The 16,972-nt window shown below is 38.7% G+C and carries 14 protein-coding genes; 2 read left to right on the forward strand and 12 right to left on the reverse strand.

Features of this window, described 5'->3' with window-relative positions:
• Positions 1-106 precede the first annotated feature (106 nt).
• The 12 genes from CF651_RS07045 to CF651_RS07100 all read right to left on the reverse strand — a co-directional run bounded on the left by CF651_RS07045 (position 107) and on the right by CF651_RS07100 (position 15,504).
• A complete protein-coding gene (locus tag CF651_RS07045) occupies positions 107-1,327 on the reverse strand; it encodes an IS256 family transposase (RefSeq protein WP_094014162.1) in 1,221 nt (406 codons plus the stop codon).
• 230 nt (positions 1,328-1,557) lie between these two features.
• Positions 1,558-3,237, reverse strand: a complete 1,680-nt coding sequence (locus CF651_RS07050; protein WP_068773776.1) for a hypothetical protein — start codon at positions 3,235-3,237, stop codon at positions 1,558-1,560.
• Complete coding sequence (locus CF651_RS07055; protein ID WP_094014163.1) at positions 3,237-5,315, reverse strand: hypothetical protein; 2,079 nt, start codon at positions 5,313-5,315, stop codon at positions 3,237-3,239. Before CF651_RS07055 ends, CF651_RS07050 begins: the two co-directional genes overlap by 1 nt.
• Positions 5,312-5,968, reverse strand: coding sequence for a hypothetical protein (locus tag CF651_RS07060; protein WP_094014164.1), 657 nt, complete (start codon positions 5,966-5,968; stop codon positions 5,312-5,314). The genes CF651_RS07055 and CF651_RS07060 overlap by 4 nt, the downstream gene beginning before the upstream one ends.
• Before the next feature lie 668 nt (positions 5,969-6,636).
• Positions 6,637-7,014, reverse strand: a complete 378-nt coding sequence (locus tag CF651_RS07065) for a hypothetical protein (RefSeq protein ID WP_094014165.1) — start codon at positions 7,012-7,014, stop codon at positions 6,637-6,639.
• Positions 7,015-7,079: 65 nt separating this feature from the next.
• Positions 7,080-8,942, reverse strand: coding sequence for a TniQ family protein (locus CF651_RS07070; protein ID WP_179232715.1), 1,863 nt, complete (start codon positions 8,940-8,942; stop codon positions 7,080-7,082).
• The gene (locus tag CF651_RS07075) at positions 8,914-9,339 is read right to left on the reverse strand and encodes a hypothetical protein (protein ID WP_094014167.1); all 426 of its coding nucleotides are present in this window, start codon (positions 9,337-9,339) and stop codon (positions 8,914-8,916) included. The genes CF651_RS07070 and CF651_RS07075 overlap by 29 nt, the downstream gene beginning before the upstream one ends.
• Positions 9,336-9,659, reverse strand: a complete 324-nt coding sequence (locus CF651_RS07080) for a hypothetical protein (RefSeq protein ID WP_144029026.1) — start codon at positions 9,657-9,659, stop codon at positions 9,336-9,338. The genes CF651_RS07075 and CF651_RS07080 overlap by 4 nt, the downstream gene beginning before the upstream one ends.
• 128 nt (positions 9,660-9,787) lie before the next feature.
• A complete protein-coding gene (locus CF651_RS07085) occupies positions 9,788-10,816 on the reverse strand; it encodes a TniB family NTP-binding protein (RefSeq protein ID WP_094014169.1) in 1,029 nt (342 codons plus the stop codon).
• A 3-nt stretch (positions 10,817-10,819) separates the two neighbouring features.
• Positions 10,820-12,886 carry a Mu transposase C-terminal domain-containing protein gene (locus CF651_RS07090; protein ID WP_179232716.1) on the reverse strand — a complete coding sequence of 689 codons (2,067 nt, stop codon included), beginning with the start codon at positions 12,884-12,886 and terminating at the stop codon, positions 10,820-10,822.
• A 139-nt stretch (positions 12,887-13,025) separates the two neighbouring features.
• A complete protein-coding gene (locus CF651_RS07095) occupies positions 13,026-13,703 on the reverse strand; it encodes a TnsA endonuclease N-terminal domain-containing protein (RefSeq protein WP_094014171.1) in 678 nt (225 codons plus the stop codon).
• A gap of 58 nt (positions 13,704-13,761) precedes the next feature.
• Positions 13,762-15,504, reverse strand: a complete 1,743-nt coding sequence (locus tag CF651_RS07100) for a TniQ family protein (RefSeq protein WP_094014172.1) — start codon at positions 15,502-15,504, stop codon at positions 13,762-13,764.
• A gap of 154 nt (positions 15,505-15,658) precedes the next feature.
• Here CF651_RS07100 and CF651_RS07105 point away from each other — a divergent pair, with 154 nt between their 5' ends.
• Positions 15,659-16,378 (forward strand): helix-turn-helix domain-containing protein, encoded by a 720-nt coding sequence (locus CF651_RS07105; RefSeq protein WP_094014173.1) that lies wholly within the window; start codon positions 15,659-15,661, stop codon positions 16,376-16,378.
• 98 nt (positions 16,379-16,476) lie between these two features.
• On the forward strand, positions 16,477-16,972 hold a 496-nt coding region (locus CF651_RS07110; protein WP_144029027.1), incomplete at its 3' end, for a hypothetical protein.

Raw genomic sequence — 16,972 nt, forward strand, 5'->3', positions numbered from 1 at the left:
GACTCGGCCGACCTGCGAAGCAGGCAGACACAGCGAAGAAAACGGGTCTGTCAATAATTTTGTGTAAACTCATTTAGAGAGAAACTCCCCGAGGGGAGTTCGGTACTCAAGGCAAATGCTGACCGATCCGATCCGGATAGAAAACGGAAAGTTGGAGAAGCATCTGCCCCCAGTTCTGGACGCGTCCCGTCCATTTACGCGTGACGTCCATGGTGACGAGGTAGAGCATTTTCAGCAGCGCTTCATCGCTTGGGAAGATGCTTTTTCCTTTGGTTACTTTGCGAAGCTGGCGGTGGTAGCTTTCGATCATGTTGGTGGTATAGATGAGTTTACGTAGTTCGGGCGGATATTTGAAGAACGTGGCCAGCTCGTCCCAATTGTTGCGCCAGGAGCGGATAATGAGCGGGTATTTAGCTCCCCAGGCTTCTTCGAAACGATCGAGCTCCACAAGCGCCATTTCCTCCGTTACCGCTTTGTAGATCGGCTTCAGGTCCGCCGTTACTTTCTTTAGATCCTTGTAAGAGACGTAGCGCGTAGAGTTACGGATCTGGTGGATGATACACTTTTGGATTTCGGTCTTCGGATAGCATGCGGTGATCGCTTGTGAGAAGCCCGTCAGGTTGTCGACACAGGTGATGAGAATGTCCTGTACGCCGCGGTTTTTGAGATCATTCAGCACGCTGAGCCAGAACTTCGCCGACTCGTTCTCACCGATCCACATGCCCAGTACGTCTTTGTTGCCGTCCAGATCGATCCCGATGACCATATAGGCTGCCTTGTTTACAATGGCGCCGTCCTGCTTGACCTTGAAGTGGATGGCATCCAGAAAGACAACTGCGTAAACGCCTTGTAGCGGGCGATTCTGCCACTCTTTGATGAGGGGAATGATCTTGTTCGTGACGTTTGAGATCATTGTTGGCGAGACGTCAATGCCGTATAGATTCTGTAGATGATCCTGGATTTCTCTTGTGCTGACTCCTTTGGAATAGAGCGCGATAATTTGATCCTCAATGCCGGTTACACTGGACTGATTCTTCTTCACTACGAGAGGTTCGAACTCACTGAAACGGTCCCTAGGCACGGTGATTTCCTGCTCGCCGTACTCGCTAGTGATCTTCTTCTTGCTCTTACCGTTGCGACTGTTGCTTGTCTGCTTGTTTTGTACATCGTGTTTCTCGTAACCTAGATGCGTATCCATCTCGGCCTCGAGCATCTCTTGCAACGTTTCAGCGAACAGGTCTTTCAAGGCATTCTGTGCATCCTGCGCGGTGATCAGCTTATTCTCCTTGATGAATGCGCGGAGTTGTTCCTTTGTCCATAATCCCATGTGTGCTCCCAACCTTTCTGTTACTTCTATTTTAGCAGGTTTGAGAGTTTACACAGTTTATTTTACAGACTCAAGAAAACATCACACCAAGTTGGAACGCCTCATGCTACCTCTTTTTGTCTTCATTTTCAAAATTACTGCTTAAACGAAACGCTCTAGGCCAGTTAGCCTTGTTATATTCCATCTAGAAAACCCAGATTTAGCCGTTACTTTAGCTCTATACGCTATTTTTATTCAGAAATATTAACACATATATGATATAATCCAGTTATCACGCCATTCCTGTTATGCTTAGTTAATACAATTTTAATCCCCGAATAATAAAATTCGTTGTCTATACTAAAATCAATAGTTTCTAATTCAGCTGGATATTTATGTTCAGTGATATGCTTTTTATATTTTTCCCAAAATACACCAAAATCTTTTATCTTCACATAACTAACAATAAAATTAAACGGAAGTCCTGTGGTGTCATATTTAAAAATCTTATTAATGTGGAGATTTAAATAATTTTCATTTAAAGATGATAAATTCAGTGCTTCAATAATTGAGTATGGAGAATTTTTTTCTTCAATAAGGAGATCAACTTCACCTGCAGATTTACCAGTATTTGAAATCCCCCACCTTGTTTGATCCTTTACATAAAATCCTGCTGTTTCCAAGATGTTCTTTATGAATCCATTCCTATCATCTTCAGAGGCATTTCGATATATATGATTTCCTTGTAATTTTACACATGCATTAACAATTGAATTTAATAACACATCATATGAATAACGTTTTGTACTTTCAAGAAGCTTCCACACTGCAACAGTTTTATTGGATTCATGCAAACCTTTTATAAATTCTTCTATATCAGTATCATTAACCATTGGATAAATCTCTTTAATATAACTAAGACTTGTATCTTGTCCAGAAATAGTATCACTGATGACAATATTTTTTAAGTAATTTAAAAACCCTTTCTCGACGTCAACTATACTATCTTGATTTAGTAAAACATCTATTTTTGAAAGAGCAGCTTTATAATTAAACTTAAATATTGGTTCAATAAAATGCTCAATGATTTTTTCGCTTGTATCCTTTACTACTTTTTCAAAGAAGGAATTTTCTTTATACTCAACATTTTTCAATTCATAAAATTGAACACATAAATAATTAAATTCTTTTCTGTAATCTATCCAATAATCAGGATTCTCGCACTTAATTTTTTGTAACTTTGAAATACATCTACTAATTCCAATAAATACTGCATTAGAACATTCATCTAACGAAAGTAATCTTGTTTCCCAAATTAAAGCCATAATACGTAAGTATAACTCATCTGCGGACTTTGACTTGAAGGATAAACTATCTATTAAATATTGACAGATAAGTTTGAGTATCCTGGCATCTATTCTGTTATCATCATTTTTTTCTGCTGATTCAAAAAAACTTTCTGCCGCTGCTATTTTAATCTGGTAATCTTTTTTCGATAATGTATCGTTTGCATCGAAAATTTGGATTAATCCCATTTGATAACTTGCTTCTGACACTATTTCACAATTCTTATCATTAGATTTTTCTTTTAGAATTTCTTTTATATCATCCGATTCATTCTGATAAAATAAAGATAAGTACTTAAGGCGTAAACATTCCAAACTGGTCTCTTGTTCCCCTTCCCACTCATCAAGCAATAACCCAATAATTCGTCGTGGCTTCACTTTCCCCCTGTAGACCAAGGTTAGTAGATCCTGTAAGGCTCTTCGCTTACAATATAGTTTTTCACTAGATTCTTTCAAAACATTTTTAGCAAAAAGATAAATTTCTTTTTCATTTAATGTTTCTGCTTCAGAGAGAAAATTCTCTTCATCCCAATATCGTATTCTTTCCTTCAGCTCCCAATTAAAATATTCTTCACCTAGTTTCATTAGAACACATAATCTCCTTTAGGGTAGACCGTTTGATTCTTTAAAACGTTCTCTAATTCACGAGTTGCAGTACCAATAATTATTTGCAAATTTTCACCGTATCTATCGTTTATATTTATTAGTACATCCTTTAACCCTTCCAAATATTTAGAATCCCCTTCTTCTTTATTAGGACTGTCAATAATAAGAAATCGTGTATGGCGACCAAAATTTTTCTCTATGTCTAACTGCATTAGTCCTAAGTAAAAAGCAAGCTTTACTCTTAACTGTTCACCTTCTGCAATGTCATCAAATTTCATACTAACATCATTTTGTATATAAGTTACATTAAATTTATTATCGATCTCAATATCTGTTATCGATTCAAGTCCAAATTCATGGATCTCTGCCAACATCATACTTGCCAAAGTGTCTAAAATATTTTTGCTCTTTTCATACCTTTTTTGATCCAGGAAATCAATCGCTGAATTTAGTACCTTTAGTTCCTCTTCCATTTTTTCTACTATTATCTGTTCGTTACTATTATCACTAGCACTATCCCTCTTGTATAGCAACACAGCACGTTCAGCTATTAATTTTTTCTCTTCTTCCGATATATCACTACTATTTTGTCTAACCAAATTAATATTACCGATAATATTAGAGAGCTCAGATTCCATTTCTTCTTCATATTTTCCCTGTAGTTTCAGCTGATTTCTTATTACCTCAACTTCGCGATTCGCTTGTTCCAAATTATCTTTAATTTCCTGTATCTTCACTTTAATTAAACTTATCTCATTTTCTAATTTCTTTAGTAGTGTTTTTGTTTCTTCAATCTTATGGAGATAAACTTGCCTATTCTCATCATCGATTTTTACATGCTCGTGGCATAAAGGGCATATTTCATCAATTTGAGAGTGATGATTATTTACCTCTTGATTACAACTTGGACAACACTTAATGTCTAGATTAGAAAAAAATTGCCCAATCTCTATATATTCTAATAAATCGTTAAGGAGTCGATTATATCTTATCATTTCCTTACGAATTCTTCTTTCTTCGTATTCGTACTCCTCAAGTTTTCTTAATAGTTCCGCCTGCTTTTTAATTGCTCTTTGAGATTCTTGACTCGTCTTCAACGTTCCTGTATTAGTATGGTTCAATTTTCTTATCATTCGATTATATTCATTTTGAAGTCGAGAAAGTTCTTGCATTAGTGAATTATTGTTAATTTGCTCTAGTTTTCCTTGAATCTGCTCCAATTTATGTTCAATTTCACCATTTTCGTTTTTTGCCGCATTGTCCTTCCGGTTCTCGAATTCCTTATGCTTGCTCAACTCAAACAGCAACATATCCCTCTTGACGCTGAGATGGTTTATCAAATTAGTATATTCAAAACCTAACAACATTTGAAAAACCTTCTGATCCTGTCCCCCATAGAAAGACACACTATCTTTTGATTCTAAATAAATAGACTTATAGTATGTTTTCCAACTTGCACTTGCTTCCACAAGGTCATTGCTGTCTTTTGCTGAAGACTTTTGAGTCCATTTTAAAGAATAGTAGGAAAATTGATTGAAGAAAAACTTCTGAATTTCATCGTAGTATTTTGTGTTATTATTCGCCTGGAAAATGATCTTGTCATCAATAGAATTAACATCAGCAAGCTCTTTCCATGGAATACTATATAGAATTCCTTTGAATCTTTTTTCCAAAGATATCATTACCGTGTAGTCTTTATTACTAATCTTAAAACCTAAAGTAACGTTTTTTATCCACTGTTTAACATCAGCTTTAATACTGTTTACATCTCCAGTTAAAGCAGCCTTTAGAACTTTAAAGACTGTAGACTTACCTCTCAAGTTGTCTGCAATAATTATATTTACACCTTGTTCAAACTCCTTTATGAAATTTATACTTTCACCGTTTTTCTTTTGACCATTAAATTCCAGATAATTTATAACCAATCTCTTTCCTGTTGAAATGGGCATATCTTCGATTGCAGAATCGAAATTAATAAGAGCCTTTGCTTGATTAATATTTACATGCTTGAATTCTTCCACTAGTTTATTAATGATACTTTCTAAATCCTTATTCATAGACTCTCACCAAACTCCTTAAAAAACTGTTTTTTTACGAGTTCTTGAATATCGGTAATATACTCTTTATAAGAAGTATTTCTATATTCATCAATCTGATATTGGAGGGCTTTTAAATTTGAACCAGAATAATCACCGAAATACTTTTTGATTAACCCACACCTATTAACATACCAATTTAACAATCCAAGACTTTTGAGATTCTCAGCCATTTTCTCATCGGCTTCATCTGTAACATAATAACTCTTTTTAATCACTCTTAAGCTTGTATCGCGTTCACTTGAATATTCAATAAACCCACACGAAATCAAAAATGCAATAACATGATCTATGTCTTCATAGGCACCAAAAAAGAATTTTTCCATTTCTAATCTGCGTACTTCCGGTTCGTTATCGACGAATATTTTTTTTATAACATCTCTAATTTCTGTCTTACTCACTGTTCCAGTCTTTACTAGTTCCAGCAATTCATATGCGAGGTAATCCGGGTTTCTTAATAAAAAATCTATTTTTTGGATTTTCACTTCAGAATGCAGAACTTTACAACAATTCGGCCGACTTGAATCTTGGCATTCTTCGCCAAAGAAATAGATTATAAAAAATATTCTGATACGATCCTTGTATAACCTGATTTTTCCATAGTCTATATCCATACAAATCTAAATCTCCTATAGTTCTTTTTTTCACCGCGATCAATACTCAACCACTTAAAATATGACTATTGACTTATAGAAAAATAGTAATATTCTTGATATATTTCGATCTTTTCCTTCTTTTTCCTCTTTCTACAAACGATCTATTTGATATACATAAAGCGGTATATGATGGAGTTCCCTCCAACTCTAGGATTCACGGATAAGTCGTACCACTCGTCAATGTCGCTTGTATGGTGCACAAATTTCTAATGACCATGTAGCTTGTTTAAAGCACCTCGACCCAGTTGCATTGCGCAAACGTTCAGGTTCGCCAGTTGGCTGGATTCTCCCTTGCAGACGCTAGAAGGGAGGCCATCTCAGGCTTGCTACCTTCTGTCTTCGCTTAAGTCTGAAATTACTTTCAGCCGTCCACGACTCGCTATTGGTAGCTTGGCTTTAGCCTTCCCAAGCAGGATTTCCACCTGCTAAACTTCACACCCTAGGCTTGGTCGCACCGAGAGTTGAGATATTAAGATTAACAAAAAAAAACAGAACGATCATGTCAAATAATCTCTCAAATATTCTAAGATAAATGCTTATTATATTAATATTACGAAAATCCCGGATTACGCACCAAGTTGACTGAGGTGCTATCCGGGATTTACGTAATATTGTCAAGACTAGTTTTATGATTCACTCCAACGTTCCTTATACACATTTTCGACTTCTTCTGAGGGCATCTGCTTAAGAAACTGCTCAAACTCAATAATAATGGCCGCTGCATCCATTGAGTCTGAGTATCCGGCTTTATCAAACGCAGCTATTAAAGAACCAATAACATGTTTATAAGTAAGTTGTTTTCTTAAACCATGAGATATAGTGTCGATAAATAATTCACTATTATAGATGGCTTCCTTTTGGAGAATTGCGTCTTTCGTTTTCAGAAAAATGCATAGTGATTCCAGATAATATGCAAAGGTGCCTTCAGTCGGAATTTTTTTAATATGACGATCTAAAATATGAATCAAATAGTTCACTTTCTCAGCATCATTTAACAACGTCACGTACGTTCAACTCCAATCTATTTAATTTGTAAACTCAATAATTCTTGAAGAAGCACCTAATGAAGTCAGGCCGCAGGTGATGCATTATGACAAAGAACTATTTTCCGTATTTCTGCTCTACTTAGCCAATACTTTTTCCCGATCCCCCTCATTGCATCTTGTAGATTGCCTTCCTTTATCCTTCGGCGTATGGTCACTTCTGATACCTGAAATTCTTTTGACGCCTGATCAATCTTGACGTGTTCACTTAGGAATCTGTCTATATACGACATGTTAAATAGGTACTGTTTTCTGCCATCCCTTAACAATAAAATTCGTTCTGGCACAAATATTCCCTCGACCATCAGACGGTTCATGGTGCTTTCACCAACATGCAGTAAAAGCATAACATCTTTCATGTAATATCCATCCGAATGCTGCTTTTCCCTCCTCAGATCAGAAACACATTCCCACAACTGCTGCTCGTTAAAAAACAAATCGGAGAGTTTTTCTTCTGGAGAGGATGTGCGTGGGGAAAGTCTACCTTCCATTATGAACATAATGAGTTTTACAATAGTCAGCCCATTCACAGAAAACTTTATTAATGCTTGATGGAATGACAAATCATCATCTGTCTTCTCTCCTTTTCGGCCGCGGCAACGTTTCATTAACTCCGCGACTTCATTTTTCACTAAAAGCGTGTCTTCGGAGAATGGTGTTTTGTGTTCATGCAATAAGCCGGCTTGCAGGATTGACGGTACCGCATCTCGACCAATCCCCAGTAAACTCGCTGCTTGTATTCGGGTAAAGAATTGTCCCCTTCTTTGAACGGCCTTTTCCAACGAGTTTTTTTCCACAAAATATCGTTTTCTGCTTCCTTGTTTTAAGATTTTCGTTTGAATCATATTACTATCCGCCAGCTTTTCTACCTTCCCATAGCCAAACTTATCCTTGATCTCCTCGCGTGATAGAAACACACGTTTTGTAAGTAAAGCTTGATTGGACTTGAATACTGAGAAATCCGAACGTATCTTACCTTCGTGCCATTGCTCCAACCAGTAAGTATCATATGCCTCTTGAATAGGAAGAAACGCCCTGTCTGAGAATACATTCTCATAGAATGCCTTCTTTTCGTATTTGGTACGATATTTATGTCGGAAGAAGGCCAGCAGCACCTGATAATAATGGGTCGGAAAATTACTATACATCCAGTGCACATTAGCAAATGCAGTTGTCGCATTCTCAACGCTCTGTTGGCCATTCTTATTACGAAGAAAGCCGCGAATCGGAATCGGTTTATCATGAATAAAACTGTTCATTCCATCTAACAGGTAGAAACTGTGATAGGCAAGTGACATATATTGTTGTAGTGAGAATTCAGGAAAAATTAGTGACTCTTTCCTTCCAGAGATTCGGTCAGTTAAGTCCTTTTGTGATAAGTACACTATACTTTCTGGCTCTATCCGCTTGTAGGGAGATGCAAGATAGGAATGGCCGCAACGGGAACATTTCCCTTTCATATAATTGTGCATACTAATGTAAGCTCCGCACGCATCGCATTTGTCTATAAGCAATACCATGTGTTCTGTGCAAACGGTTAAAGGATACAACAGCCAGATCCGGCAGTGTCGATGTACTCCCTCCGTGATACATGCCGGACAGTATTTTACCCGACGACGCTGGATCATTTGTTGATAGAACGTCTCTCCCAGCAAGGATTGAAACACCTCAGCTGACATGGCTTTTAATTTCTCAGCAGCGCATCCGGAGATTTGACTCAGTTTTTCTATCATCTTGTCATCGAAATCATTTCTGCTAATTCGAGATGCGTCACACCTCAGTATCTTAGCCAAATTTGAGCCGGAAGGATACACATTCGCTTTAGCTAGCCTATGTGTGAAGCTCGCCAGGCTCTCTCCTTCAATTACCTCCGGCCTTATCAGTAACATCTTCGGTACCCTCCAGTTCATCATTCCGTTTCACGTCGTCCGGGACTTTCCAAATCCCATGAAGTTCTTCTATTCTCCACTCCAATGTTTTCATATAGTCCAACATGCGAGCTATTGTGGGCTTCGTTACAAAACCAGGAACACCGCTTGTTTGAACCTTAATCATTTTATCAAACATGTCGCTTTGTTTCTCAACGGTCTCCACACGATTGTTTTTAAACCGAAAAAGAAGCCTAAGAAAGCTCTCCCAGCATTCCAAACGATCATGAAGAAGTATTAATTTGTAATAATGATCACTGTTGTTTGTAAAAGGGTAATCAAAATATTTTTTATTTCTCTCAATTGATGCTTGGTATGATTTGATATTTCGCTCCACGAGCGTTATTAGTTCGTTCATCGCTTCATTCTCCGCTTTCTTGGATAACGTTGTTGAAGCCGCTGTAACTGCTTGTAGTACTTTTGCCTATTTTTAAGAGGAGTGACAGTATCACTTAGCACATAACAAGTGATGATAGTCTTTCGATTGTTGAGCTCGATCTGAATGATATCTCGGTAACAAGGAAAAAAATAAACCTTCACTTTGCTTAAAATCATCCTGCTTGCACTTGAAAACCACTGCTCCTGAATAGCTCGGCTGCAAGAGTAAAAATGACCATCGAATAAAATGCCCCATGGCAAGATCACCCCTTGCCCAGATGAGCTGTTCATAATCATCATGAAAATTCACCCTTTCTATTAGATATAATTCTATTATTTCCGATTTTGATAAATTTATAACCTGGTAGATTACAAAAACAAAAAAGAAGAGCACCTGCATCATCGCAAATGCTCTTCTGTTGAACTCTTCATTTCTTTTTGCGCCCCTGCTTTCTTGCCTCCTGGGACTTCTTAAGGAAAGCCTCCTCCATCTTTTGCTCCACTTCCATTACCTCTCTCAAATCGAAATTAGATTGTTCAAACGGGTTTATGGCAAAAGGGCGGACAGAACGAGTAATTCGGTGATAAGCATCCCGCAACGCTCTCTCTGTCAAGCAATCCTCCCCCTTGCGGAGAGCGATTTTCGTTGCTTCTCGTAACAAATCCTTGATATAACGGGGGACGCCATGTGAAAAATAGTAGATTTTCGCCGCTGTCTGTGGATCACCCAAATTCGAGCTTTCACAAAAAGGCAGCTGGTCATCCATATATTTTAAAAATTTTCGGAATTCCAGCTGCTCCTCGCGGCTCCCGAAGTGAAACTGCTCAAATAAAATACGATTCGCATACCGTCCATCGAGTTGCTCATTGTGCTCAAAGATCCGCTGGGATTCCGGTAGGCCGCAAAGAACGACCGGAATTCGAATCTCCTCTGCTAGTGTCTTCAACCAGTCAGATGCCAACGCAAGGACGTGCTGCGTATCCCGATCAATTAAGTGCTGGAACTCATCCAAGATGATCATTTCAATATGACATTTTTGCACATAAGTCTGAATACGTTCGGTCATGTTCTCTTCGGATCCGCTATCAAAAAGCAAATCACCGAGTTGCCTTAAGATTTTGGAAGCCAGCGCCTTGGGCGACTTTGCCCTGGGCGGCACTTTCACATATAAGATAGGTACATGTGTGTATGTCTTCATCATTTTGCGGGGATAACGTTCCAAGTATTGTTCCAAAAGCGTGGTTTTCCCAACACCCGTTCGTCCCCCAATATACAAGCTTTCGGCCAAGACGGACTCCTTAGATAATTCGTGTACTTCTTCGAGCTGTCTCATGGCTTCGTTGAACTTAGGATGTTTCACTATGATTTTTTTGACATGTTCTATCCGTCTGGCGTACTCATGAAAAGTTGGCGGTGTACCGTTTAATGTTGGAAATCGCTCCATCCGCTCTATCATCGTTTATCCCCTCGCTTGTTTTAATGAAGTGCCCCAATCGTCTTCGTCGTCATTCAGATCATCAATGTATACCTCAGTTGCACCTACTTTACTGTCTTGTTGCTCTGCTGGTGATGGAACAGATTGTTGTGATTCTCCGGCTTTCTTACCTTTGTTGTTTCCTTTGCTATGACTAGATTTTACTTCACTGTCGTCCAAAAGCTGAAGCGTCTCTAGCCCACCTGGTGTTAACTGCGCTTCGTATACGAGCTGGATTGATGAAATATCGGCATAATACCTTGCAGCCCGTTCATCTTGTGTCAGCTTTTCAAGCTTTGCCACTTCAAGTTTGCTCAAACTCACAATATTTTCTATTTCACGGTATCCCTCTGCAACCTGATCCGTATCAAATTCTCGATATGCTTTATTATTGTTATAGCAGTAGTTATGGAGCTGCGCATAATGCACAGGATATTGCGGGTCCATCTTTTTGCGGCGCAAGCTGTTTCGGGTCGGGTATGCCTCCAGATACTGGCGATTCTCGTCATCCCAGACGTAGATGACTCTCATATCAGCTTTATCGAACCGTACTCTCACCTTAGCATCGTCATTGGTTCGTTCCTTGCGGTCCCGCAGTTTCATTAGTTCGGGACTTTGATAAAATTGTGCCTGAATCTCGATTCCTTTGTTGGTGATGGTTCGATATTCGACCCCTGTCCCGAGCAGTACCTTTAGATCTTCCTTCTTAAACGGCAGTCTCCTCTGCACTCGCGTATCTTTCAATGCTTCGTTCCAAAGGAAATGAGGCGTACCGCCTCGTGAGGTGTCATAATCATTCGCGACGAGTTCGATCAAAGTAATATGAATGATTTCATATAAAGCTCGAAGCGTTACGCATGCCTTGCCTTCTGAATCATACTGGGATCTTTGCTGAGTATTAGAGAATGTGGTTCCTGGAATGCCATGGAATACTTTTTCATTTAGACTTTCAAATGCCCTTTCAATGGAGCCTTTCAGATGCCCTGATGCCACAGGCGGATACTGCAGTTCAATACCTAGCAGGGCACATATTTCTTCCAGGTCTTCCGAATCGTTAACTTTCGCGTTATCGACGACAATCGTTTCCGGGACACCGTAGGCAAGCCAGTCGTGTTTCAGCCTTGGATACAATCTGCGAATATCAACCTTAGGTAGCATCATATGTAATAAACATTGCTTTATGGAGAACGTATCCGGCTCCTTTTCAGAAATATAAAACCCAAGTGGATATCCAGTTAATTTATCAACAGCATAAACGAGATAATATCGTTCTGTATCTAGTGTCATCGAATCGACAATCATGAGGTCTATCGGCGTCCAATCGAGTTCTACCCTCTCTAAAGGCCGTTCTACATGCACTTCACCGGTCGCGCCATTTTTGTTTAAATTGGCTTGCACGGTTCCGTGTCTCGATTTATCTTTTTGGTACGTATCCGTAAGTTCCTGAACAATCCGATATACCGTCGTATCGCTGCAAGCCTTAACCATTCGAATTTCGTCTCGAGTTAAATTCATATCATTCACTCGTTTCTTTAACTCGATGTGTATTTTTCTATTAGAAATGTTTAATCCTTCCTTTTCAAATTGACGAAGAATGCCTCTAATGATCTCGATCACTTCCGTCGGCGTTTTTCGTTTCCTAGGGCCTTTTAAATCATTACGCTTTATGAGGCTTCTCTTATCCTGCGTAGCGTCCCAACGTTTTTTCCATCGATAGATTGAAGCAACCGATGTCATTTTACGCAATTGTTCGGGTAATCCATCAATGTAGGTTTGATATCCCGAAGGTTTTACTTGTCCAAGAATAATCGGCTCTAAAATTTTGTACCGTGTTTCCATTACACACTTTTCTTTATCCGAATACATCTCCAAATCATGCCTTGCTACTTGTGCTTTCTCGGGTACATCATCCTGTTTGACCACCAGCGCCCCATTGAACCACGCTTCAACCAATTCATCCAAACGAAACATTTCTACGCTGTCGTACGAGTAGTTCGTGACTTCGATATCGTTACCTTTCTCTTTGCGAACAATATATTCCAGATCCTTCATACGGAACCGGATTCCCGGCGTAAAGGAAAAGCCTTGCATTTATTTACCACCGTCTTTCGGCTTCTCTGCGCTGGGAAGACGGTAAAGTAAATTCATGTTCATTTGCATAAAAAATTTCTCTACAATAGCTTTGTGATTATTAGATCGCATATGCCTCTCCTCCAGTCTCATGGTTTGAATTGATTGATACTATCGTCTCGTCGGATATTTCCATGGTAATCAAATCGGCCAACACTTTCTGATAATAGATAAGCTTATAAATGGCGGCATAGAAAAACTCATCTTCAATACCGGGGCAATTTTCGCGGAGCATATCTATGGTGCAGGCCCCCGAATGAATTAATGTGTCATATACAAGTTGCAATGTATCGGTAGGCACATTCGGTTGATGACCAAGCGCTCTCAGGTAGCCCAAATTAAATTGCAAACAACTGTCCTCATATAGTTGCGCTTCAGTTACGATCATGTACTGCCAGCCTTTTTGCTTGCAATATAATTGGCCAACAATAGCTTTCAATTGAACTTCAGGCTTGTATACTTTTGAGTGTGCTTTCACTTCAATCAGTCGTACCTCACCATCTCTTGTCGTAACTTTAAAATCGGGATAATAAAAACGTTGCCTGCCCTTTAAAAGAAAAGGTATACAAAGCGGTTGATAGTCTAGATCAACGACATGTTGGTCAAAATCAGATAACCTCACATAATCACGTTCCAATCGGCTTTCACAATGAATCATCTTTCCGTTTTTGAGAAACGGGATTTTCCAGCGGTAATGCTTCCCTCGGCTTACTGGGATTTTTCTGGCAACCTGTTTCACTCTCCTGACACCCCCTTTACTAGAATCTACTAATTATCATTTCCAATCTATGAATCTATTAAACCAATAGCTTATTCAATTTAGGATTTTTCCTGTAAAGATATCCACGGCCACCGTCAATTTTAGGCCCTGTTACGGGATGTATCCCCTCACTAGCCAGCCAGCGGATGAGTTTCTCAGAGGAGCGAATGTGAGGATGCCGTTTGACTAAATCTATCGCAGATACGTATAATCTCGTAAATTTGTGGAAATCCTTAGGGTGAATCGGATATACCTGTTTGCGGATACGCTTGTGAACAGGTAAGAATCCTTTTTGAATCCATGAAATGATCACTTCTCTTTTCGTGGATAGTTCACGTGCAGCATCATCCACCGATAACCATTCACCTTTGGCGGCACGTTCAATGTCGCTACTAATGAATAGAAATCCATTCAACCCGATTTCTTGGGTCCGTCCACATGCTCTTATTGGTTTCGATACGATCGAATGCACAAAATCAGGTAAAGTATGGCCCCATTTAACAAATATATGAAGTGCTTTCTGAAAAGTAATCATGGAAGAACTTTCAAACGGTGAATCCTGCATATGGTTTTGAATTTTACTCAAAAGCTCCTCTACACTTTCCAAATCAAACAACCATTCATGCTTACCGTCTACAGTTGGACCGCTTACGCATTTAATAATAGATTTTTGCTCCAAAGGAACGATTTGATCTTGTCCTATAGCGAGTAGCCTCATAACGTCTTTGGAAGTGCAAAGCTGACCATCCTTTAAACACTGGGTGTTCACTTGAATTGCTGTCTTTTGATATAATCTCTTCTTCAGTCGTTCGATTGCTTTGGGGTGTACAGAATCGTGTTGATCCAAGTACTCGCTAAGCCGCTGAATTACAAACATAAAATCCGGATGATATAAGCGTTCTTGCAACTTTTGATGAAAGTTTCCAAATTCCTTTCCCATTGGTCCTCCATCTCTCATTCCTTTGGGAAGAGCTCTCAATTCGTCTACAAAACTGTCAAAGGAGTCAGGCCAATGTTCGAAGATACGAACCGAATGCTGGACAAGATGATGCAACCCAGTTTGCTTGAATATTTGTGCGAATTGCAATCGCTTATTACCATGAAAGTATAATGAGATAACGTCACAAAAAATCATGATGACATAAACAACGTGCCGAAACTCCATGTGTTCCAGAGGTCTGTTTGATATGGAAATATCTGAAGTTGTACACTCGAACAATTTCCGATGGAGCAGCTGCGAAACATGTGTTTGTTCCTTCGGAACGTTTTCTAACGGTGCTTCTCTAAAGTCGAAACCACACTTGCAGTACACGAGGTGCGGGCGATGCGGAGAAATTTTTTTCTGGCATTTCGGACATTGATCGATCAGAAAACAATAATGAACCGGGCATGTCGTTACAATATTCAGATCCCACAATTTCCGGTGATACGAGGTTTCAGCTAGACAAACAGGACATAATTGCTGTTTATATACACAGGTGCCGAAACGCCACAATTTGTGGACGAGTCTGCTGTTTTGTTCTAACTTTGCAATCTCATTGTAAAAGCTAAGTGATAGTAGTTGTTCCTCGGTCAAGGTTGTTAGCTGACTTAATCGTGATACATCAATCTTCTCATCAACCATGCATACATTCACACCATTGCTATACTTATAGAGTCCTGCCATTCTGTAAATTCGATTAGGGTCAGGATACCCATTTGCTTCTGACAGTCGAATAATGTAGCCTTTAAAGCTCTCATCAGGGAACGGTTCAGGACGTACTAACAGACATGGCTCCATATGGATGTCGTCACCTCTATTTTTACAGTCACGTTAGTGACCTATTTAGTCACGTATATGACTGTATTTATCCTATCTCCATTTCTCGTATTTGTCAAATCAGTTGAATCGCGTATAATGATATGCATCAGTAAAGTAAAAGGTGGGAAGATAAGTGGCTTATGCTCAATTACTTGAGCAATATATTCAGAAGAGCGGTCTAAGCCTAACCGATATCACGGACCGGCTTAAAGAAAAGGGCATCACTATTGATCGTTCTTATATAAGCAAGCTAAAATCCGGCGCCAAACTACCGGCATCTGTGGAGATAACTCGAGCACTTGCGGAAATAACGGGCGGGGACCCAGATGTGTTAATTAATGTAGGAGTTATTGATAGAGCACCTGAGGAAATCAAAGCTTTCATTACAGAGATCGAGGATATATTGTGGGATACCGTCGATTACATTTTATTTAATGGAGATATTAGTCAATTACGCGAGCTTATAACTCACATTCAACAAGCAAATCTTCAGTCCCCCCACATCGGCCTTCTAAATTTGGGAGACGATGAGAAGTTTAATTCAGGAGCGATTGCGGAGCGGCTTTCCATCCTTCAAATGTACAGCAAAGAGACGTTCAGTCTTTCTGATAAATTGGAGCTTTTCCTTGTCGTTATCAAATTTTTCAAAAAATTCAATGAGCTACCTCTAGAGAAGGTTCTCTCTTCAGAAGACCTTCAAGCCAATACCATTTTTGGCCCAATGGTGATACCCAAATCGAGTATTCATATGATCATTACAAGCGGAAACAAGGAAGCATTAACCGAGGATGAAGGAGATTTTTTGACCCGTTGCTTGGAGGCTTACAGGATACAAAAGGAGAAGTGGATATAGTAATCGATTAGGGATTAAAACCTATAGTTGCTCTTCTTCTTTTTGAAGAATAATAATCTTTTGTAATTATATTAACAGCTAAACCAAAGGAGAATTGAATGATAAGCTTTTTAGATTTGGAAGATGAACATACAATCTATTCAGCTTCTGGACAAATTGAGTTTTTAATTTTTTATGATCGAATAAAGCATTTAGTTGATTTCTATAATTACTCAATGAAGTGCTATCAAGATCTTCTTTATCAAAAGAATCAAGAAAGAGTGGACATCGAAAATAATATAGAAGAAATTTTAAAATCTGATGAAAGTCATGAGATTTATCTAACGAGAGATGAAGTATACTTCCCAATCGAAGAAGAGATTTTGGGAATAGAGATGAATTTTTTAGAATATCAGAAAATGACATTCATCATTATTTTGTTTTCAGAAATTGAAAAGCTTATTGATAACTTATATGAATTAAATCAACAACCTGGAAATGTAAAAAAAATAAATATAAAATTACAGAATCTGTACGTAAATAAAAGGATAAATGAAGAAGATACCAATCGAATCCTTGATATTTTTAATAATCTGAATCAATTTCATAATGATT

The organism is Paenibacillus rigui (assembly GCF_002234615.1).
Taxonomy (GTDB): Bacteria; Bacillota; Bacilli; order Paenibacillales; family NBRC-103111; genus Paenibacillus_S; species Paenibacillus_S rigui.

Bases quoted from the DNA above. Each gene is read 5' to 3' on its own strand.
- CF651_RS07070 (WP_179232715.1), bottom strand. From the start codon at position 8,942: ATGTTACTGATAAGGCCGGAGGTAATTGAAGGAGAGAGCCTGGCGAGC.
- CF651_RS07090 (WP_179232716.1), bottom strand. From the start codon at position 12,886: ATGAAGGATCTGGAATATATTGTTCGCAAAGAGAAAGGTAACGATATC.
- CF651_RS07050 (WP_068773776.1), bottom strand. From the start codon at position 3,237: ATGAAACTAGGTGAAGAATATTTTAATTGGGAGCTGAAGGAAAGAATA.
- CF651_RS07080 (WP_144029026.1), bottom strand. From the start codon at position 9,659: ATGATGATTATGAACAGCTCATCTGGGCAAGGGGTGATCTTGCCATGG.
- CF651_RS07085 (WP_094014169.1), bottom strand. From the start codon at position 10,816: ATGATAGAGCGGATGGAGCGATTTCCAACATTAAACGGTACACCGCCA.
- CF651_RS07075 (WP_094014167.1), bottom strand. From the start codon at position 9,339: ATGAACGAACTAATAACGCTCGTGGAGCGAAATATCAAATCATACCAA.
- CF651_RS07100 (WP_094014172.1), bottom strand. From the start codon at position 15,504: ATGGAGCCATGTCTGTTAGTACGTCCTGAACCGTTCCCTGATGAGAGC.
- CF651_RS07060 (WP_094014164.1), bottom strand. From the start codon at position 5,968: ATGGATATAGACTATGGAAAAATCAGGTTATACAAGGATCGTATCAGA.
- CF651_RS07055 (WP_094014163.1), bottom strand. From the start codon at position 5,315: ATGAATAAGGATTTAGAAAGTATCATTAATAAACTAGTGGAAGAATTC.
- CF651_RS07045 (WP_094014162.1), bottom strand. From the start codon at position 1,327: ATGGGATTATGGACAAAGGAACAACTCCGCGCATTCATCAAGGAGAAT.